The 17322-nt window shown below is 67.5% G+C and carries 18 protein-coding genes and 1 riboswitch; of the genes, 7 read left to right on the top strand and 11 right to left on the bottom strand.

The window, feature by feature from the left end; genetic code table 11:
* Window positions 1–37 precede the first annotated feature (37 nt).
* On the bottom strand, window positions 38–895 hold the full coding sequence (gene panC, locus ACPUD7_RS13865; RefSeq protein WP_135540272.1) for a pantoate--beta-alanine ligase: 858 nt from the start codon (window positions 893–895) through the stop codon (window positions 38–40).
* The gene (panB, locus tag ACPUD7_RS13870) at window positions 895–1812 is read right to left on the bottom strand and encodes a 3-methyl-2-oxobutanoate hydroxymethyltransferase (RefSeq protein ID WP_135540274.1); all 918 of its coding nucleotides are present in this window, start codon (window positions 1810–1812) and stop codon (window positions 895–897) included. The genes panC and panB overlap by 1 nt, the downstream gene beginning before the upstream one ends.
* A gap of 369 nt (window positions 1813–2181) precedes the next feature.
* On the opposite strand from panB, the gene nadA reads away from it, so the two are divergent.
* From nadA to ACPUD7_RS13900, 6 genes are all read left to right on the top strand, one after another.
* Window positions 2182–3465, top strand: a complete 1284-nt coding sequence (gene nadA, locus ACPUD7_RS13875; protein ID WP_425120238.1) for a quinolinate synthase NadA — start codon at window positions 2182–2184, stop codon at window positions 3463–3465.
* Entirely contained in the window at window positions 3465–5096 is a 1632-nt protein-coding gene (gene nadB / locus ACPUD7_RS13880) for an L-aspartate oxidase (RefSeq protein WP_425120239.1), read from the top strand. Before nadA ends, nadB begins: the two co-directional genes overlap by 1 nt.
* Entirely contained in the window at window positions 5090–5953 is an 864-nt protein-coding gene (gene nadC / locus ACPUD7_RS13885; protein ID WP_425120240.1) for a carboxylating nicotinate-nucleotide diphosphorylase, read from the top strand. Before nadB ends, nadC begins: the two co-directional genes overlap by 7 nt.
* A gap of 1 nt (window position 5954) precedes the next feature.
* On the top strand, window positions 5955–7133 hold the full coding sequence (locus ACPUD7_RS13890; protein WP_135540283.1) for a cysteine desulfurase family protein: 1179 nt from the start codon (window positions 5955–5957) through the stop codon (window positions 7131–7133).
* A 103-nt stretch (window positions 7134–7236) separates the two neighbouring features.
* Window positions 7237–7452 carry a hypothetical protein gene (locus tag ACPUD7_RS13895; protein ID WP_135540285.1) on the top strand — a complete coding sequence of 72 codons (216 nt, stop codon included), beginning with the start codon at window positions 7237–7239 and terminating at the stop codon, window positions 7450–7452.
* A 58-nt stretch (window positions 7453–7510) separates the two neighbouring features.
* The gene (locus ACPUD7_RS13900) at window positions 7511–8038 is read left to right on the top strand and encodes a DUF1648 domain-containing protein (protein WP_240689867.1); all 528 of its coding nucleotides are present in this window, start codon (window positions 7511–7513) and stop codon (window positions 8036–8038) included.
* Here the strand turns inward: ACPUD7_RS13900 and ACPUD7_RS13905 are convergent.
* The 5 genes from ACPUD7_RS13905 to ACPUD7_RS13925 all read right to left on the bottom strand — a co-directional run bounded on the left by ACPUD7_RS13905 (window position 8022) and on the right by ACPUD7_RS13925 (window position 12128).
* Window positions 8022–8771, bottom strand: a complete 750-nt coding sequence (locus ACPUD7_RS13905) for a TenA family protein (protein ID WP_135540288.1) — start codon at window positions 8769–8771, stop codon at window positions 8022–8024. The genes ACPUD7_RS13900 and ACPUD7_RS13905 overlap by 17 nt on opposite strands.
* A gap of 83 nt (window positions 8772–8854) precedes the next feature.
* Complete coding sequence (thiD, locus tag ACPUD7_RS13910) at window positions 8855–9769, bottom strand: bifunctional hydroxymethylpyrimidine kinase/phosphomethylpyrimidine kinase (RefSeq protein ID WP_425120241.1); 915 nt, start codon at window positions 9767–9769, stop codon at window positions 8855–8857.
* Complete coding sequence (gene thiE, locus ACPUD7_RS13915) at window positions 9766–10545, bottom strand: thiamine phosphate synthase (RefSeq protein ID WP_135540292.1); 780 nt, start codon at window positions 10543–10545, stop codon at window positions 9766–9768. Before thiE ends, thiD begins: the two co-directional genes overlap by 4 nt.
* Window positions 10542–11456 (bottom strand): hydroxyethylthiazole kinase, encoded by a 915-nt coding sequence (gene thiM, locus ACPUD7_RS13920; RefSeq protein ID WP_135540295.1) that lies wholly within the window; start codon window positions 11454–11456, stop codon window positions 10542–10544. The genes thiE and thiM overlap by 4 nt, the downstream gene beginning before the upstream one ends.
* Window positions 11444–11576, bottom strand: a riboswitch (TPP riboswitch). (Overlaps the previous gene by 13 nt.)
* 87 nt (window positions 11577–11663) lie before the next feature.
* Entirely contained in the window at window positions 11664–12128 is a 465-nt protein-coding gene (locus tag ACPUD7_RS13925; RefSeq protein ID WP_135540298.1) for a winged helix-turn-helix transcriptional regulator, read from the bottom strand.
* A gap of 112 nt (window positions 12129–12240) precedes the next feature.
* Between ACPUD7_RS13925 and ACPUD7_RS13930 the strand changes: the two genes are divergently transcribed.
* Window positions 12241–12747, top strand: a complete 507-nt coding sequence (locus ACPUD7_RS13930) for an SRPBCC family protein (protein WP_135540300.1) — start codon at window positions 12241–12243, stop codon at window positions 12745–12747.
* A gap of 35 nt (window positions 12748–12782) precedes the next feature.
* On the opposite strand, the gene ACPUD7_RS13935 is transcribed toward ACPUD7_RS13930, so the two are convergent.
* From ACPUD7_RS13935 to ACPUD7_RS13950, 4 genes are all read right to left on the bottom strand, one after another.
* On the bottom strand, window positions 12783–13994 hold the full coding sequence (locus tag ACPUD7_RS13935) for a sugar ABC transporter permease (RefSeq protein WP_135540302.1): 1212 nt from the start codon (window positions 13992–13994) through the stop codon (window positions 12783–12785).
* A complete protein-coding gene (locus tag ACPUD7_RS13940; protein WP_135540305.1) occupies window positions 13991–14815 on the bottom strand; it encodes an ATP-binding cassette domain-containing protein in 825 nt (274 codons plus the stop codon). The genes ACPUD7_RS13935 and ACPUD7_RS13940 overlap by 4 nt, the downstream gene beginning before the upstream one ends.
* 95 nt (window positions 14816–14910) lie before the next feature.
* Window positions 14911–16005: a substrate-binding domain-containing protein gene (locus ACPUD7_RS13945; protein WP_425120242.1), complete on the bottom strand. Its 1095-nt coding sequence runs from the start codon at window positions 16003–16005 to the stop codon at window positions 14911–14913.
* Window positions 16006–16075: 70 nt separating this feature from the next.
* Window positions 16076–17170 carry a LacI family DNA-binding transcriptional regulator gene (locus ACPUD7_RS13950; RefSeq protein ID WP_135540310.1) on the bottom strand — a complete coding sequence of 365 codons (1095 nt, stop codon included), beginning with the start codon at window positions 17168–17170 and terminating at the stop codon, window positions 16076–16078.
* Window positions 17171–17322: the final 152 nt, after the last annotated feature.

Genomic DNA, 17322 nt, shown 5'->3' on the forward strand with positions numbered 1-17322 from the left:
CCCGGTCGTCGGAACGGCGCATTCCCTGCGGCCCGGCTCAGAATTCCAGGGGCAGATTGTCGATGAGGTGCGTGCCGCCGACATCCACCGACACGAGCAGCAGGGCCGATCCCCGAAAGTCGTCGGGGCAGGGCCGCAGTGTCGCCGCCTCGACGAGGCTGAGGTAGATGATCTCGAGCATCCCGCGCTCGGTCGCCGATTCGAGGACGGCACGGGCCGCCGATTCGACGGCGCCGGGCAGTCCCCCAGCACCCGTCGACGAACCCGCCGCCACCTCGGCGGCGGTGTCGAGGGCCCGCGGAATCGCCAGGGCACGGTCGCGGTCGACCCCGGAGAGGTATTCGTTGCGACTCGACATCGCCAGCCCGTCATCGTCGCGGATGACGGGCAGACCGATGAGCTCGATATCGAAGTCGAGGTCGGCGATCATCCTCTTGACCAGCACGAACTGCTGGATGTCCTTGAGCCCGAACACCGTGACATCGGGGTCGATGAGGTTGAACAGCTTCGCCACGACCGTGAGCACTCCGTCGAAGTGACCGGGCCTGGCCTCACCTTCGAACACCGCGCCCATGCGCCCGGCGACGACGCGGACTTCGGGCGCGGAAGGATACATCTCGGCCAGGGCAGGAGCGAAGACGAAGTCGACCCCGGCCTCCTCGCACTTGCTCAGATCGGCCTCAATCGGGCGCGGGTACTGGACGAAGTCCTCATCGGCGCCGAACTGCAGCGGATTGACGAAGATCGAGGTCACGACCAGGTCGGATTCGGCCCGGGCGCGGGCCATGAGCGCCTGATGACCCGAGTGGAGGGCGCCCATCGTCGGCACGAGGCCGATGCGCCCGGTCTGCTCGGACCGCCACCGACGCAGCGCCTGGATGCCTCCGACCTCCATCAGTCGAAGCCCCTCTCCGGTTCGGGGAAGATCCCGGACCGGACTTCGTCGACATAGGTTCCGACCGCCTCGGTGAGCACGGAATGCAGGTCGGCATAGCGCTTGACGAAGCGCGGGGCCCGCCCCGTACTCAGCCCGGCCATGTCCTGCCACACGAGCACCTGCGCGTCGCAGTCGGCGCCCGCTCCGATGCCGATGGTCGGGATCGTGAGTTCGGCGGTGACCTGCCCGGCCAGGGCGGACGGGACCATCTCCATGACCACGGAGAACGCTCCGGCAGCGGCGACCGCGCGGGAGTCGTCGAGAAGCGCCGAGCCCGCCTCCCCGCGACCTTGGACCTTGTATCCGCCGAGGTTGTGCTCGGCCTGCGGGGTGAAGCCGATGTGCGCCATGACAGGGATGCCCGCCGCCGTGATCGCCGCGATCCGCGAGGCCATGCGCGCCCCGCCTTCGAGTTTGACCGCGTGGACTCCGGCTTCCTTCATGAACCGCACAGCCGTGGCCACGGCCTGTTCGTCGGAGATCTCATAGCTGCCGAAGGGCAGGTCGGCGACGATGAGTGCGCGCGTCGTCGCCGAGGCGACTGCACGAGCCAGGGGAATGAGCTCGTCGACGGTCACCGGCAGGGTCGTGGCGTGGCCGTAGACGTTGTTCGCCGCGGAATCGCCGACCAGCAGCGCCTCGACGCCGGCCTGCTCGAACAATGCAGCCGTGTACTGGTCGTAACTGGTCAGCATCGCCCACCGCCGGCCCGCGGACTTGGCTCTGATGAGATCGAGAGTGCGGATTCGCCGAGGCGGGGCCGCGGGAGCGCCGCTTCGCCCGGTTCCCGACGGGGTCGACTGACCTCCGTACGGAGCCGGTTCCTCGGCGGATGATGTGGACGATTGCTGGTTCGGGTGTGCCGCGTCGGGCATGAGGATCCTTCGGATATGCGATGTCGTCGGTGCGGGCGCGGGCGGGTCGAGCCCGAAGCTCCGGTGAGGAGCCTCGGTCACTCTCACGGGGCGACCACCGCAGTGCACATCGGCTCGGATTGCGAGCCAGACCACAGCCTAGGCCATCCCCTGCCCCACGGCTATCACAAGCCCCCGGCAACAGCACCTCCACGCAGAACTCGGCCCGCTCCGCCGCCCGCGACACGACCGGCACGGAGTTGTGCATTGACCAGCGACGGGATTAAGCTCAAATCTGCGCAAACAATTAAACGCACAAGTGCGCAAAACATGTCGGGCGGTGTCTCGCGCTCCTCGCGCACCCGCAGCCCACCACAGCGAAGGACGATGATGACTACGACAGCCTCGATCGAACTCACCCTCAAGGACATCTCCGCCACGGGGGCCAACGACGACATGTGTTCGACGGAGCTGCTCGATGCCCCGTGGGACGTCGACGAACGCCCCGGCTACGGTCCCGGCGCCTCGCTGGCCGACACGATCCCGGCCGCCGCCCCACGTCAGGGTGAGATCCCCGAGGAATACAAGCAGGCCTCCGCCGAAGAGCTCGATGACCGCATCCGCAGGGCCAAGGAGAGCCTCGGCGATCGCGTCGTTCTGCTCGGCCACCACTATCAGCGGGTCGAGGTCGTCGAGCACGCCGACTACATCGGCGACTCGTTCATGCTCGCCCGGGCCGCGCAGAACCATCCGGAGGCCGAGGCGATCGTCTTCTGCGGCGTCCACTTCATGGCCGAGACCGCCGACCTGCTCTCGCAGCCGAACCAGTCGGTCATCCTGCCCAACCTCGCCGCCGGCTGCTCGATGGCGGACATGGCCTCGATCGATCAGGTCGAGGACTGCTGGGAACAGCTCGCCGAGGTCTTCGGCACCGAACCCGATGAGCACGGCCGCGTCCCGGTCGTCCCCGTCACCTACATGAATTCCTCGGCCGCGATCAAAGGTTTCTGCGGCCGCAACGGCGGCATCGTGTGCACCTCGTCGAACGCCGAGGTGGTGCTCGAGTGGGCGTTCGAACGCGGGCAGCGCGTCCTGTTCTTCCCCGACCAGCACCTCGGCCGCAACACCGCCGTGAACATGGGCATCGGTCTTGATGAGATGCCGCTGTGGAATCCGGCCCGTCCGCTGGGCAACAATGACGAGCAGACGCTCACCGACGCCCGCGTCATCCTCTGGCAGGGCTTCTGCTCCGTGCACAAGCGCTTCACTCCCGCCCAGATCGACAAGGCTCGGAACGAGCACCCGGATGTCCGCGTCATCGTCCACCCCGAATGCCCGCGCGAGACCGTGGCCGCCGCCGATGAGTCCGGGTCGACCGCGTACATCACGAGGGCCATCGCCGAGGCGACCGAACCGACGACATTCGCCATCGGCACCGAGATCAACCTCGTCCAGCGGCTGGCCGCCGAGCACCCGCAGCATACGATCTTCTGCCTCGATCCCGTCATCTGCCCGTGCTCGACGATGTATCGCATCCACCCCGGCTACATCGCCTGGGTGCTCGAATCGCTCATCGCCGGACGGGTCGTCAACCAGATCTCCGTCGACGCCGAGGTGGCCGATCCCGCCCGTGTGTCCCTGGAACGGATGCTCGCCGCGAAGCCGCGGATCTGATGAGCCGCGTCATCATCGCCGGCTCCGGGATCGCCGGTCTCACCTGCGCCCTGCGTCTGGCCGGCCGCCACGAGGTCACCGTGGTCACGAAGGGCAGCCTCGGTGAGTCGAACACCGCGTGGGCGCAGGGCGGGATCGCCGGGGTCGTCGGCCCCGATGACACCGTCACCTCCCATGTGGCCGATACGCTCACCGCCGGTGCCGGGCACTGCATCGACGAGGCCGTCGAGGTGCTGTGCTCCTCCGGTGCCGATGCGCTGTTCACTCTCGCGGCCGCCGGTGTCGAGTTCGACCGGGACGAGACCGGAGCCTGGGCGCGCGGCATGGAAGGCGCCCATTCCTTCGCCCGCATCTTCCACGCCGGCGGGGACGCCACCGGCCGTGAGATCGCCTCCGCGCTCACGGCCGCCACCCGCGCCGAGGCGGCCGCCGGGCGGCTCCGCCTGCTCGAAGACACCATGCTCGTCGACATCTCCACGACCGGCGAGCGCGAGGGCTGCCCCATCCGCGCCTCCGGAATCACCGTGCTTCGGGACGGACGTCTCGAACGACTGAGCGCCGATGCCGTCGTACTCGCCACCGGCGGTGCCGGGCAGCTCTTCGCCCACACGACGAACCCGGATGCGGCGACCGGTGACGGCCTGGCCGCAGCCCTCCGTGCCGGCGCCGAGGCCCGTGACCTCGAGTTCTTCCAGTTCCATCCCACCGCTCTGGCCGGTCCCGGGTTCCTCATCTCCGAAGCCGTCCGCGGCGCCGGTGCCCTCCTCCTCGACGAGCAGGCCCGCCGGTTCATGCCGGAGATCGACAAGCGGGCCGAGCTCGCCTCCCGTGATGTCGTCGCCCTCGCCCTGCACCGACGGTCGGCCGCTCAGCACGGTCGGCCCTGCGTCCTCGATGCCCGGGCCGTCTCCGAGGCGGCCGCCCGGTTCCCGAGCATCACCGCCGGCCTCGCCGCTCATGGTCTCGATCTGTCCCGAGACCTCATTCCGGTCACCCCGGCCGCTCACTACTTCATGGGCGGGGTGAGCGCCGATCTCGAGGGACGAACGACCATCGCGGGCCTCTTCGCCGTGGGCGAGGTCGCCTGCACCGGGGTCCACGGCGCGAACCGCCTGGCCTCGAACTCGCTGCTCGAAGGTGCGGTCTTCGGCGCTCGCACGGCCGATGCGATCGACACGGATCGCCCGAACGCCGTCGGGTCCGCAGAACACCGGCCCGGCCTCCCCCGCCTCGCCGGCCTCACCCGCCCCGAGTTGCAGGCTCTGACCTGGGATCATCTGGGAGTGGAGCGCACCGCGGCCGGTCTGCGCACCCTGCTCGGCCGCCTCGGCGAGGTCTCTCCGGACCGGGCCGGCACGGTGGACCGCGAGCACGAAGTGGTCGCCCCCGGAGCGGAGATCACCGCCGATCCGCGCCGGCACACCACGATCGTCGAGCGCATCGAAACCACGAATCTCACTCTCATCGCCGAGCACATGGCTCATCATGCGCTGGCCCGTGACCGCAGCCTCGGGGCGCATACTCGCACCGATGCCCCGCTCTCGAGCCCGCCACCCGAAGGCACCCGGCCCACCGGTGCCGCCACAGACCCGACCCCGCCCCGCCTGCTTGAGGAGGCCGCCGCATGCTGACCGCCGCGACCATCGATTCCGCGCTCCGCCTCGCCCTGAATGAGGACGCCCCCTGGGGCGACATCACCGGGGAGGCCTTCATCCCGGCCGGCGCCGCGGCGCGGGCCGATCTGCGGGCACGCGAGGACGGGGTGCTCGCCGGCATCGACGTCTTCGCCCGCGCCTTCACCCTCGTCGATCCGTCCGTCGCCATCGAGCTGCACGCCGCCGATGGTGACGCCTTCACGGCCGGTGAGGTGCTCGCCACGGTCTCCGGCCCCGCCAGAGCGGTGCTGCAGGCCGAGCGGATCGCCCTGAACTTCTGCCAACGGATGAGCGGAATCGCGTCTGTCACCAGGCGCTTCGTCGATGCCGCCGATGGTCGGGCGCGGATCGTCGACACCCGCAAGACCACTCCAGGCCTGCGGGCTTTCGAGAAGCATGCGGTGGTCTGCGGCGGCGGGCACAACCACCGGTTCGGGCTCTCCGATGCGGTCATGGCCAAGGACAATCATCTCGCCGTCCTCACCGGCGAGGGACTCAGCGTCGCCGAGGCGATTCGACAGGCCCGCACCCGCCTGCCGCACACGACGAGGATCGAGGTCGAGGTCGACCGCCTCGACCAGGTGCCCGCGGTGCTCGAAGGTGAGGCGGACATCATCATGCTCGACAACTTCACCCCGGCCCAGCTGCGCGAGGGAGTCGAACTCATCAGCGGTCGCGCCGTCGTCGAGGCCAGCGGCAACGTCACTCTCGACACGATCCCTGAGATCGCCGCCACCGGGGTCGACGTCATCTCATCCGGGGCGCTGACGCACAGTGTCCGCTCGATCGATCTCGGTCTCGACCTCGTGCTGACGAATCCTGCGGGGAACTGAGATGAGCCGACGCCTCTACCTCGACACCGCGGCCGCGGCTCCCGTGCGGCGGGAGGCCCTCGAGGCAGCCTGGCCGTACCTGGCCGGTGCCTTCGGCAACCCGTCGAGCCACCACGAATTCGGGCGCGGGCCCGCCGAGGCCCTCGCCGATGCCCGGTCCCGCGTCGCCGCGGTCCTGGGGATGCGGGCCACCGACATCACCTTCACCAGCGGCGGCACGGAAGCGGACAATCTCGCGATCCTCGGCATCGCCCTCGGCGCACAGACGCAGGGCCAGTCGGACGGGACCCCACGGCCGCCTCGGCGACATATCGTCACCTCGGCGATCGAGCACGAGGCGGTGCTCGCCTCGGCGGAGTTCCTCTCTCGCGTCCACGGCTTCACCATCACCGAGGTGGACCTGCACCCCGATGGGACCGTGACGCCCGAGGCCCTGGCCGAGTCCATCCGTCCGGACACCACGCTGGTGAGCCTCGGCTACGCGAACAACGAGATCGGAACGGTCGCTGACATCCCGGCTCTCGCCGCGGCCGCGCACGAGGCGGGTGCCCGTTTCCACACGGATGCGGTGCAGGCCGCCGGGTGGCTGCCGCTGTCCGGACTCGGCGTCGATGCGCTCACGCTGGCCGGGCACAAGGTCGGGGCGCCGAAGGGCATCGGAGTGGCCGCGATCCGCGCCCGCGTTCCCGTCGAACCGCTCATCCACGGCGGCGGGCAGGAGGCGGGACGCCGTTCGGGCACGGAGAACGTGGCCCTTGCCGTCGCCTTCGCCACCGCCTTCGAACTCGCCGAGGCGGAGCGGACCGAAGCCGCCGCCCGTGTCCGAGCCATCCGCGATGAGTTCATCGCCGCGATCCTGGCAGCGGTTCCGGGCGCCTTCCTCACCGGCAGTCCGGACGCACGGACACCGAACCACGCGTCGTTCTGCTTCTCGAACACCTCCGGGGAGGCCGTCCTCCTCGAACTCGAGCGCCTCGGTGTCACGGCATCGAGCGGATCGGCCTGCGCGGTCGGGTCCGATGAGGCCTCGCATGTGCTCACTGCGCTGGGCATCGAGGCCGACGTCGCGCAGACCAGCGTCCGCTTCACCTTCCCATCGACCATCACAGCGGACCAGGGTCGGGCCGCTGCCCTGGCTGTCGCAGAAGCCGCCGAGAGCCTCGCCGTCAGCTACACGTGATTGTGTCCACTCTCACACTCACCAGGCGAGACGCCCCTATCATTATCTGCTCGTCGGGGAGAAAATAGGATCACGCATTCGTACCGGGTGTGAGGGGGCCACCATGGATCTGCTGATTCTATTCATGATTGCCGTGATGTTCTCGACGATCGTGTTCTTCATCGGGCGATACGCCTGCCCGAGACATGATCGCGTCCCTCTCATGGAGGTCGACCACGTGCTCCTGTGGACCACGCTGCGCCGCGGATGGCATGCGCTCGGGTCGTTCGGACCGATCACCCATTACCCTGAGGATCCTTCGGGTTCGGCTCGCGCCTGAGTTGTCGCTCGCGCCTGCCGCTGATCGACAGGACTGTCCCTGTTGTTAGAGTGACAGGGTGACGTCCTCCTCTCCGAATCCGCGCCGGTCCCCGATGGGCGAGTTCGCTGCGCTCGTGTTCGCGGTCGTCTCGGTCCTCGTGTTCATCGGTTTCGCCGTCTGGTTCTGGGTTCAGGCTCCGGACACCGTCGCGAGCCACTTCGATTCCTCGGGACAGCCCGACGACTGGTCGTCGAAGGCGGGCACGCTGGGCTGGCTCGTGCCGATCGGCGTCGGTCTTCCCCTGCTCTTCTCGAGCCGCTGGATCTGGGAGAAGCTTCCGAGTTCCATCATCAACATCCCGTTCAAGGACTACTGGCTGAACAGCGGCGAGCACACCTACCTCTATGACTGCCTCATGCAGTTCATGCGCATCACCGGCGGCGCCCTGGCACTGCTGCTGACGTCGGTGCTTGTGATGATCATGCGCGAAGGGCGCGGGGCGACGATGCCGACGGGGATGACGTTCATTCCCACAGGCGTCTTCCTCATCATCACCGCCGCGGCTCTCATCAACCTCGTCCGCCGGCTCAGCCCGCCGAGGTGAGCCCGCCCTGCGGCAGGAAGACGGAGGCGTCCCAGTTCTGCATCGCGTGTGCCGAGGCCCAGAAGTGCAGTTCGTAGACACATGCCTGTTCGAACGCCGCCCGCATCCGTGCCGCCTCCTCGTCCGGGGCCTTCGCGAGTTCCTGTTCGAGGATGACCACGGCATGACGGGTCGATTCGTCGAACTCCGGTGAGTCATAGGTCTGCACCCAGGTCCGGTACGGGTGGTCATCGGCCATCTGACCGGCCTGCTCGACGAGCACCTTGCCCATGTGGGCGTACACCCAGAAGCACGGCAGCACTCCGGCGACGCCTTCGCCGTAGGAGCGGCTGGCGGCCGTGGCGATGAGGAACGAGACGTAGCCGAGCGCCGTCGGTGAGGCCTTGGCGCCCGCGCTGCCGCCGGTGAGTTCAGCATGTGCGGCCGCCAGTCGCGAATCGGCGAGCAGCTCTTCGTGCATGCCTTCCTCGACCGTGATCGCCTCGGCTGCCGAGCCGGCCCAGAAGCGTGACTCGTCGCGGTCGACGGTCTTTGCGGCGAGGAAGGACATCGCCTTCGCGTAGCCGTTGAGGTAGATGCCGTCCTGGATGATGTAGTTCGTGAACGCCGTGACGTCGAGGCTGCCGTCGGCGAGCTGGGCGAGGAACGGCAGGTCTTCGATCTGTTCGATGATGGGGCGGACACGGTCCCAGAGCTGAGCGGTCTGGGGTCCGGCAGAGAAATCGACGGTCATGGGAACTCCTATGTACTCGTGTGACGTGCGGTTGTGATTCGTGTTGGTCAGATGGGGTGCCCGACCGTGCGGTGAGCGGTCGGTCAGGAAGGCTGCCCGCGGACGATGTCGACCTGATGGTCGACGGGTCCGTGTGCCCCATCCGAGTCGAGGCTGACCTGCCAGCCCGCGGCCGAGCTGAGAGCCCGGGCGAGGAAATCCAGGGCATTGCTGACAGCATCGCCGAGGAGCTCGGACCCGATCTCGGGGGTGCCGGTCACGGCCGCTCCCGCGCCCCCGTTCGCCGATGCTGCGCGTTCACGGCCGAGGACGGCCACCTCGGCGGTGATTGCGGCCGAGAGGGTGCACCCGGTTCCGTGCGTGTTCGCGGTAGCCACGCGGGGGTGGGTGAACTCGCGGACCGAACCGTCCCGGGTGGCGAGGATGTCGGTGACGTCTCCGTCGCTGCCGTGCCCGCCCTTGAGGAGGACGGCGCCGGGCCCACGTTCGAGCAGGCGAAGCGCCTGGTCACGCATCTGGTCGGGGGTCTGCGCTTCGGGTTCGTCCTCGGACAGGAGCAGGGCCGCCTCGGGGAGGTTGGGAGTGATGAGGTCGGCCACGGGCAGCAGGTGGGTGCGGACCGCGTCGACGGCGTCAGACTCGAGGAGGCGATGGCCCGAGGTCGCGATCATTACCGGATCGACGGTGTAGAAGCCCAGCAGGCCTTCGGCGGCGCGGGCGACGACGAGGTCGACGAGGGATCGGCCGCCGAGCATCCCGGACTTCGCGGCGTCGACGGGCATGTCTTCGAGCACGGAGTCGAACTGGTCGGCGACGAAGTCATCGTCGATCGGGTAGACCCGAGACACCCCGTGCGTGTTCTGGGCGAGGAGGGCGGTGATGACGCTCGTGCCCAGGGTCTTGCGCGCGGTGAAGGTCTTGAGGTCGGCGTGGATTCCGGCTCCCCCGCTGGGGTCGGTGCCGGCGATGGTCAGGGTGATCGGCGGGCGCGTGCTCATGCCTGGCCGCCGGCGGTGCTGCCTGCGCTGTCCGCGCGGCCGTCGTGATCGCGTCCCGCGAATGCAGACAGCAGGTCTTCGGCGGCGGCCTTCGGATCATCGGCCAGGCAGATCGCCGAGACCACGCAGATCCCGATCAGCCCGCGTCCGCTCAGGTCAGGAGCTCGGTCGGCGGTGATTCCGCCGATCGCCACGGCGGGGATGCCGGCCTCTGCGACCAGTTCGCCGAGGCGGTCGGGTCCGATGCCGTCGGGTGCGTCGGCCTTCGTCGTGGTGTCATAGACCGGACCGATGCCGACGAGGTCGACGACGCCGGTGGCCCGGGCGGCGGCGAATTCGGCGCTGGTGGCGGCCGAGAGACCGATGAGCGGCGCCTCCCCCACAGCGGCGCGCACCTCGGTGACGGTGGTGTCGGTCTGGCCGACGTGGATGTGGATGGTCTCGCCCTCGTCGATGAGGCGGCGGGCCACCTCGACGCGATCGTTGAGGACGACGGGCACGATGCGGTCGGTGCCGCGGGTGGCGGTGTCGACGGCGGCGATGACCTGACGGGCGAGCGAGTAGAACTCGCCGTCATCGATGTCTTTGTCGCGGACCTGGACGATGCCGACTCCCCCGGAGACCGCGGCCTGGACCGTCTCGGCAACGGTGCGACCGGCCGCCTCACACTGGGCGGAGTCGGTGACGAGGTAGAGGCGGGTGTCGATGCCGACGAAGCGGTCGGTGTCAGCCGCGTTGCACAGATCGTCGGTGATGTGCGCGGATCCGGCGGTCATGCCCGCGCGCCTTCGTCCGCGGCGAGTGCGTCGAGGCTGACCCTGGCATGTGCGAGCCGGTCGCCGTCGACGCTGTGGAGTGCGTCGAGGAAGTTCACCGAGTAGCTGCCCGGTCCTTTGGCTCCCTCGGCGGCGTCTTCGCCGGCGACCGCGAAGTGGGCGTGGGCGGCGACGACGGCTTCGAACCTCGCCGAGGCGGCCTCACCGCTCGTGGTGTGTTCCGATGCGTTCACCGCCGAGGCGTCGGCGTCGGGATCGGCGAGTCCACCGCGGGCGGCGGCGAGGTAGGCGGCGGTGACGGCTCCGAGCGAGCAGCCGGTGCCGATGACCAGCGGCATGTATTCGTGGCCGCCGGCGATGCGGGCGACATGGTCGGCGCCGTCGATGTGGGCGACGATCGCGTCCGTGGGTCCGGAGACTGCGACGATCGCCCCGGTTTCTCGGGCCAGCTTCGCGGCGGCGGGAAGGACCGCATCGACGTCATCGGTGGAGTCGACTCCGCGTCCGCCGAGGCCGACTCCGGCCAGCGCGGCGATCTCGGAGGCATTGCCGCGGATGGCGGTCGGGTGGTCGGCGGCGGCACGACGGATGCGGGAAGTGCGGAAGTCGACGGCCCCGACGCTCACCGGATCGAGGACCCAGGGCTTGCTGGCCGCGTTGGCGACGTCGATGGCGGCATCGGCGGCGAGCAGCTGGTGGTTCGAGGCGGTGCCGAAGTTGATGAGGACGCCGCTGGCGATGCCGGCGAACTGCCCGGCGTCGGCTTCGTGGTCGAGCATCGCCGGGGAGGCACCGATGGCCAGGAGCACGTTGGCGCTGAATTGCTGCACGACGGTGTTCGTGATGCATTGGATGAGTGGATTGCTTGCACGCAGTCGCGCATTGGCAGAACGCAGGTCGAAGTCAACCATGACGATCCCTTCGCTAGTATGGCCCAGATCAGGTTCGATGGGTGTTCTCTCAGCCTCGCCGAACTCCGCGTGGACTTCTCGGCCCGAGCGGAACGTCATGAGGCACCCCATGTCATTGGCTTCGACTCTATCAGCCCCGTCGGACACGGGCGACCCCTCAGCTCCACCCCGGCACCTGCCAGCACCCATTCGTATCGGGTGCCTGTGTCAGTCAGTTCGGTGCGACCACTTCTCCTCCGGCATGCCCGGACCCTTCGAGGCGGTGACGGCGTCAGGTTCCTCACCACAGGCATCGCAGCGGATCGAACTATGCACCTCACCCGAGCAGTCATCGTGCCGGTAGATGATCGGCCGCCCGGCAGGGGCTTGCCAACGATCGCCCCAGTCGGTGAACGCGATGAGCACTCCGCGCAGATCACGCCCCTTGTCGGTGAGATGGTATTCGACCCCGCCGGACCCCGAGTCCCGGGACATGATCCCCGCCTCGACGAAGCCATCGAGCCTGGTCGTGAGCACATTGGTCGCCACTCCGAGCCGTTTCTGGAAGTCACCGAAGCGGGTGACTCCCGCGAACAGCGCATTCCTGATGATCAGCAGGCTCCACCGTTCGCCGACGATCTCGAGCGAGCGCGCAATGGAACACACTTCGTTGTCATACGTTCTGCCCAGCATGAGAATGATTCTACCTTGATACTTGCATGATGAAATCAGGCGTGGGATCATCACTTCACCAACTTGTTTGATACAAGTTGCGATCGGCAGACAACGGCAAAGGAGCCTCGCCATGACCACAGCACATCCCACATCTACGCCCGACGCAATGTCATCGTCGGATTTCACCTTCACCTATGAGGTGCCGCAGTCACCGCAGGAGGTCTACGCCGCCGTGACGAATGTGCGGGGCTGGTGGTCGCAGCGCATCGACGGCGCGACCGACCGCCTCGGCGAATTCGTCTATACGGTGCCGCAGATCCACACCACTCGCGTGCAGGTCACCGAACTCGTCCCCGGCGAACGCGTCGTTTGGAGGATCCTCGACAATCGTTTCGGAGCGGGTGAGGACGTCGATGAATGGGCCGGGACGACCGTGCGCTTCGACATCGAACCGGCCGGCTCCGGTGCCCAGCTGACCTTCACCCATGTGGGGCTGACCCCGATGCTGGCCTGCCATGAGGGCTGCGCACAGGGGTGGACGCGCAATGCCCACGACAGCCTTCACCGGCTCATCACCACGGGCGCGGGAGACCCGATCACTCCGGCAGTCGAAGCGAGTCTGCTCTCCGACGCCTGACCGCCGGACCATACCCGAGGACGGACGGCTCTCGGCTAACCGCGGCCGACGTACCTCTGGCCGCGGCGGCTGAGTGCGTCGATGACGACGGCGGTGAGCAGGACGAGCGCGGTGATGATCTGCTGCGCATCGGAGTTGAAGCCGATGAGGTAGAGGCCGTTGTTGATGGCGCCGACGACCAGCGCACCGAGCACGGCCGCCCACGCGGTTCCGCGGCCGCCGAAGAGCGAGGTGCCGCCGATGACGGCTGCGGCGATCGCGTTGAGCAGGTCCTGCGTGCTCACCAGCGTCGATCCGGCGTTCGTCGTCACACCGGTTTTGACGAAGCCGAAGAGCGCTGCGAGCACGCCGGCGGCCATGAATACGCTGATGCGCACCCAGGTCACTCGGATGCCGGCGCGTCGGGCCGCCTCGACCTTGCCGCCGACGGCGTAGATCGAACGGCCGTAACGGGTCTTGCGCAGCACGAGATCGATGCCGATGGCGATGACCATCATGAGGAAGAACGGCATCGCCAGGCCGAAGTCCTGGTTGACGAGGACGAGGAACCCGAACACGATCGCGGTCAGCAGCACGATGCGCACGATCACCGAGGTCCAGCTCGGTGCATTGAGTCCCTCGCGGTGACGGCGCAGTTTCGAGTAGATGATGCCTGCTCCGAAGCCGATGATCGCGATCGCCCCGAACACATAGGCCCAGACCGCCGGGAAGTAGTAGCTGGCGAAATCGAAGGCGAAGGTGTCCGACATCGACAGGTTCTTCTGTGTACCCAGGGTCGTCAGCGTCAGACCGGTGAAGGCGAGCAGGCCGGCCAAGGTCACGACGAAGGCTGGGATGCCGACGACGGCGAAGAACCATCCCTGGATCGCACCGACGACGAGGCCGAGCAGCAGCATGATGATCAGCGCGATCGCCGGCGGCACACCCTGCCTGACCACGAGCACACCGAGCAGGGAGGCGGCCAGGCCGCCGAGCTGCGCAAGCGAGAGGTCGATCTCGCCGAGCAGCAGGATGAGGTTGATGCCCAGTGCCAGGATCGCGAGGAATGCGACCTGCGTCGAGAGGTTGACGAGGTTGGCCGGGGAGATGAAATTGCTGTCGGCGGTCTGGAAGACGATGACGATGACGACGAGGGCGAGGATGACCGGGAATGACCCGAGCTGGCCCTCTTTGACGCGGCGGATGAATGTGCTGACGATGCCTTCGGACGAGATCCGCTCATCGGTGATGAAGGAATTGCGGGTCATCGACGCTCACCCCTTCGTGCTGCGCGTTTGGTCACAACGTTGTCGCTGGCTCCGGTGATCGCTGCCACGAGCACATCGGTGCGTTCGTCTCCCGGGAAGTCGCCAGCGTCTTTGCCCAGACGCAGCACGTGCACCCGGTCGCACACCGCCTGCACATCGGCCATGTTGTGGCTGACGAGCAGCACCCCGAGGTCGCGTTCCTTGAGCCGTTCGATGAGGTTGAGCACCTCGGCGGTCTGCGCCACACCGAGCGCCGCAGTCGGCTCATCGAGCATGACCAGCGAAGGTTCGCCGAGGAGGGACCGGGCGATCGCGACCGTCTGCCGCTGACCGCCGGAGAGGGCGGCGATCGGTACGCGCACGCTCGGGATCTTCGCCGACAGGCTGCGCAGCAGCTCCCAGGACTTCGCTTCCATGGACACCTCGTCGAGGACTCCGCTGCGGGTCTTCTCGTGCCCCAGGAAGAGGTTGGCCACGACGTCGAGGTTCTCGCACAGGGAGAGGTCCTGGAACACGGTGGCCACTCCGGCCTTCTGCGCATCCTTCGGCGAGGAGAACTTCTGCGCCGCCCCATTGATGAGGAGTTCGCCCTCATCAGCACCGTGGACTCCGGCAATGACCTTGATCAAGGTCGATTTGCCGGCACCGTTGTCGCCGACGAGTCCGACGACTTCGCCGCGGCCGACGGTGAGATGGATATCGGTCAGAGCCTGGACGGCGCCGAACCGCTTGTTGATTCCGCGCAGTTCGAGCACGGTGTCCGTTCCGCTTCCCGGCGCCCACGCTTCTGCGGGAGCCGGTTCGGGTGTCTCAGATGTCATCTGTTCCTACTTGTCGCTGTCGATGACCTCGCCGGCCGGCGACCGAGGTGGTCGCCGGCACGAGGTCGGGCCTTGCGCGCGGCTTTGCGCACGGGTTATTTCACGCCTGCTTCGTCGCAGAGCTTCTCGACGTTTCCGGAGCAGATGTCGGAGGCCTTGATCTGATCACCGACGATGTCCTTGATGTTGTCCTTGGTGACAACCTTCGCCTCGACGAAGTCCGTCGGGGTGTCCTTGTACGTCGTGCCCGCATCGACATCCTCACCGCCGGCCAGAGCGATCGCGGCTTCAGCGGCGAATTCGGCCTGCGGTGGGATCGACTTGTAGATCGTGGCGTACTGGTCACCCTTGAGGATGTTCTGCAGTCCGTCGACCTCGGCATCCTGGCCGGTGATCACCGGATCGACCTTTGCCTTCTTCGTCGCGGCGATGACGCCGCCGGCGGTGCCGTCGTTGGCCGAGTAGATCGCGATCGGTTCCTCACCCTTGCCCTGCAGCTGGCCCTCGACCCACTGGCGAGCGTCGTCGGGGTTCCAGTCGAGGGTGTCGTGGCTGGCCGCGATGTCGACGCCCGCGCCCTTGAGGGTCTCTTCGGCACCGGCCTTGAAGTCCGCGGCGTTCGGGTCCTTCGGGTCGCCGTTGACCATCCACACCGGTCCCGACTTCGGATCGACGCCGGCATCCTTGAGTCCGTCGAGGACGGCCTGTCCCTGCAGGTTGCCGATCTTCTTGTTGTCGAAGGAGGTGCAGTAGTCGGCTCCGTCGAAGAAGCGGTCATAGGCGATGACCGGAATCTTCTTCGCTTCAGCCTTCGACAGCGCCGAGGCCACAGCCGAGGCGTCGACGGGGTCGAGGACGATGGCGTCGACGCCTTCGGTCACCGCGGCTTCGACCTGCTGTTGCTGCTGAGTCGCATCCTGGTTGGCGTTGCGGTATTCGACCTTGGCATCAGGGTTGGCTTCGACGACGTACTTCTCGAAGTTCGGTTTGTCAAGCGACTCATACCGAGTGGTCTTCGACTCCGGCAGCAGGAGCGCGATGGTGACGTCCCCGTCGCCTCCGGAACCGCTGTCGGCTTCGTCGTTGCCCTGGCCCTTCTGATTGCCGCAGCCGCTGAGCGCGAGGGCGCCGATCGCGACCGAGGCACCGAAGAGGGCCAGCTTCCTGTGGGACTTAAGGTTGTGCCTCATTGTGAACCTTTCAATCATTCTGACAACGTTGTCAGGCTGATGAATATGATTCGCTGATCGGACCCCGGTGTCAACTGTTTCGCGGCAGAATTCTTCCTCGCGCCTCAGGTCGTTCCTCACCGCTGCCACGTGCGATGACCTGGACCGGAAAGACATCTTGTCCCTTTTCTCCCCCGTCACCGAGGCGGCCGCCACGTACACCGGCACGGTCGCCGAGGCGGCCGTCGTCCTTCCCGTGCGCACCCCGCAGTCGTCGGACCGCCTCGGCGGCCATCGCCTCGACATCACGGTCGACGACCGTGACGTCGAGGAGTTCGGCGGTGGGGAAATCGTCGATGCCGACGAGTGCCGGCCATTCGTCGAGTCGGCGGCAGGCGTCGATGGCTCCTTGGGTGAGTGTGCCCGAGAGGGTGATGAGCGCGCTCGGGGCGCTGCGGGAGCCGAGCCAGGCGGCGACGACGTTCTTCGCGCTCGCTTCGTCATGGGCGTCTTCGCGCACGTAGGCCCGCCAACCGACGTCGTGGCGGCCGGCGAATGCGGAGCGGATTCCTTCGAGCCGGCGGGTGGTGATGATGCTCGTCGAGTGATCACCGATGACCCCGAGGGCGATGTGCCCGTGGTCGAGCAGCTGTTGGGCGGCCCGGAATCCGGCGGCGATCTCGTCACCGGCGACGATGCCGATCCCCTCGCCGCGGACCCCGGGGTCGAAAGACACGATCCGTGTGCCGGAGGTGGACGCGGCGCGGGTGTAGATTCCGGTCGCTTCAGGATGGGACCGCACGACGATGAGGCCGGACAGGTCGCTGGCGAGGCTCTCGTCGAGGAAGGTTTCCTCACGGTCGGGATCGTCGCCGGTCACGGTCACCACCGGGCGCAGATCGATGGCCGAGAGTTCCGCCTCGAGCGCTGCGAAGACCCTCGCCTGATACGGGTCGTCGGCGCTGGAGAGGACGACACCGACATAGGGTGAGCGCCCGCCGGCGCGCAGCCTGCGGGCCGTGGGGTTGAGGCGGAATCCGAGTTCCGCGGCAGCCTCTTCGACTTTCTCCGCGGTCGCCTGAGCGACATGCTTCTCCCCGTTGAGGACACGGGAGGCGGTCTTGATGCTCACACCGGCGCGCGCAGCGACTGTGGCCAGGGTCGGCCGATCGTTCCGCTTCGCCATGACCACACCTTTGAGTCGACCAGTTGCTTCAGTACTTGGACCGCGGCCGAGTCCAGCAGCCGCTGGACTGATGATAGCCGTACGTACCGATCGTACGAAGATGTGAGCAGGCAATTGAGCGTGGTGCGCCGAGCCGTGATCACGACCAGTTG

The sequence above is a fragment of the Brevibacterium sp. FAM 24630 genome, from assembly GCF_049804075.1.
In the GTDB taxonomy this organism is placed as follows: Bacteria; Actinomycetota; Actinomycetes; order Actinomycetales; family Brevibacteriaceae; genus Brevibacterium.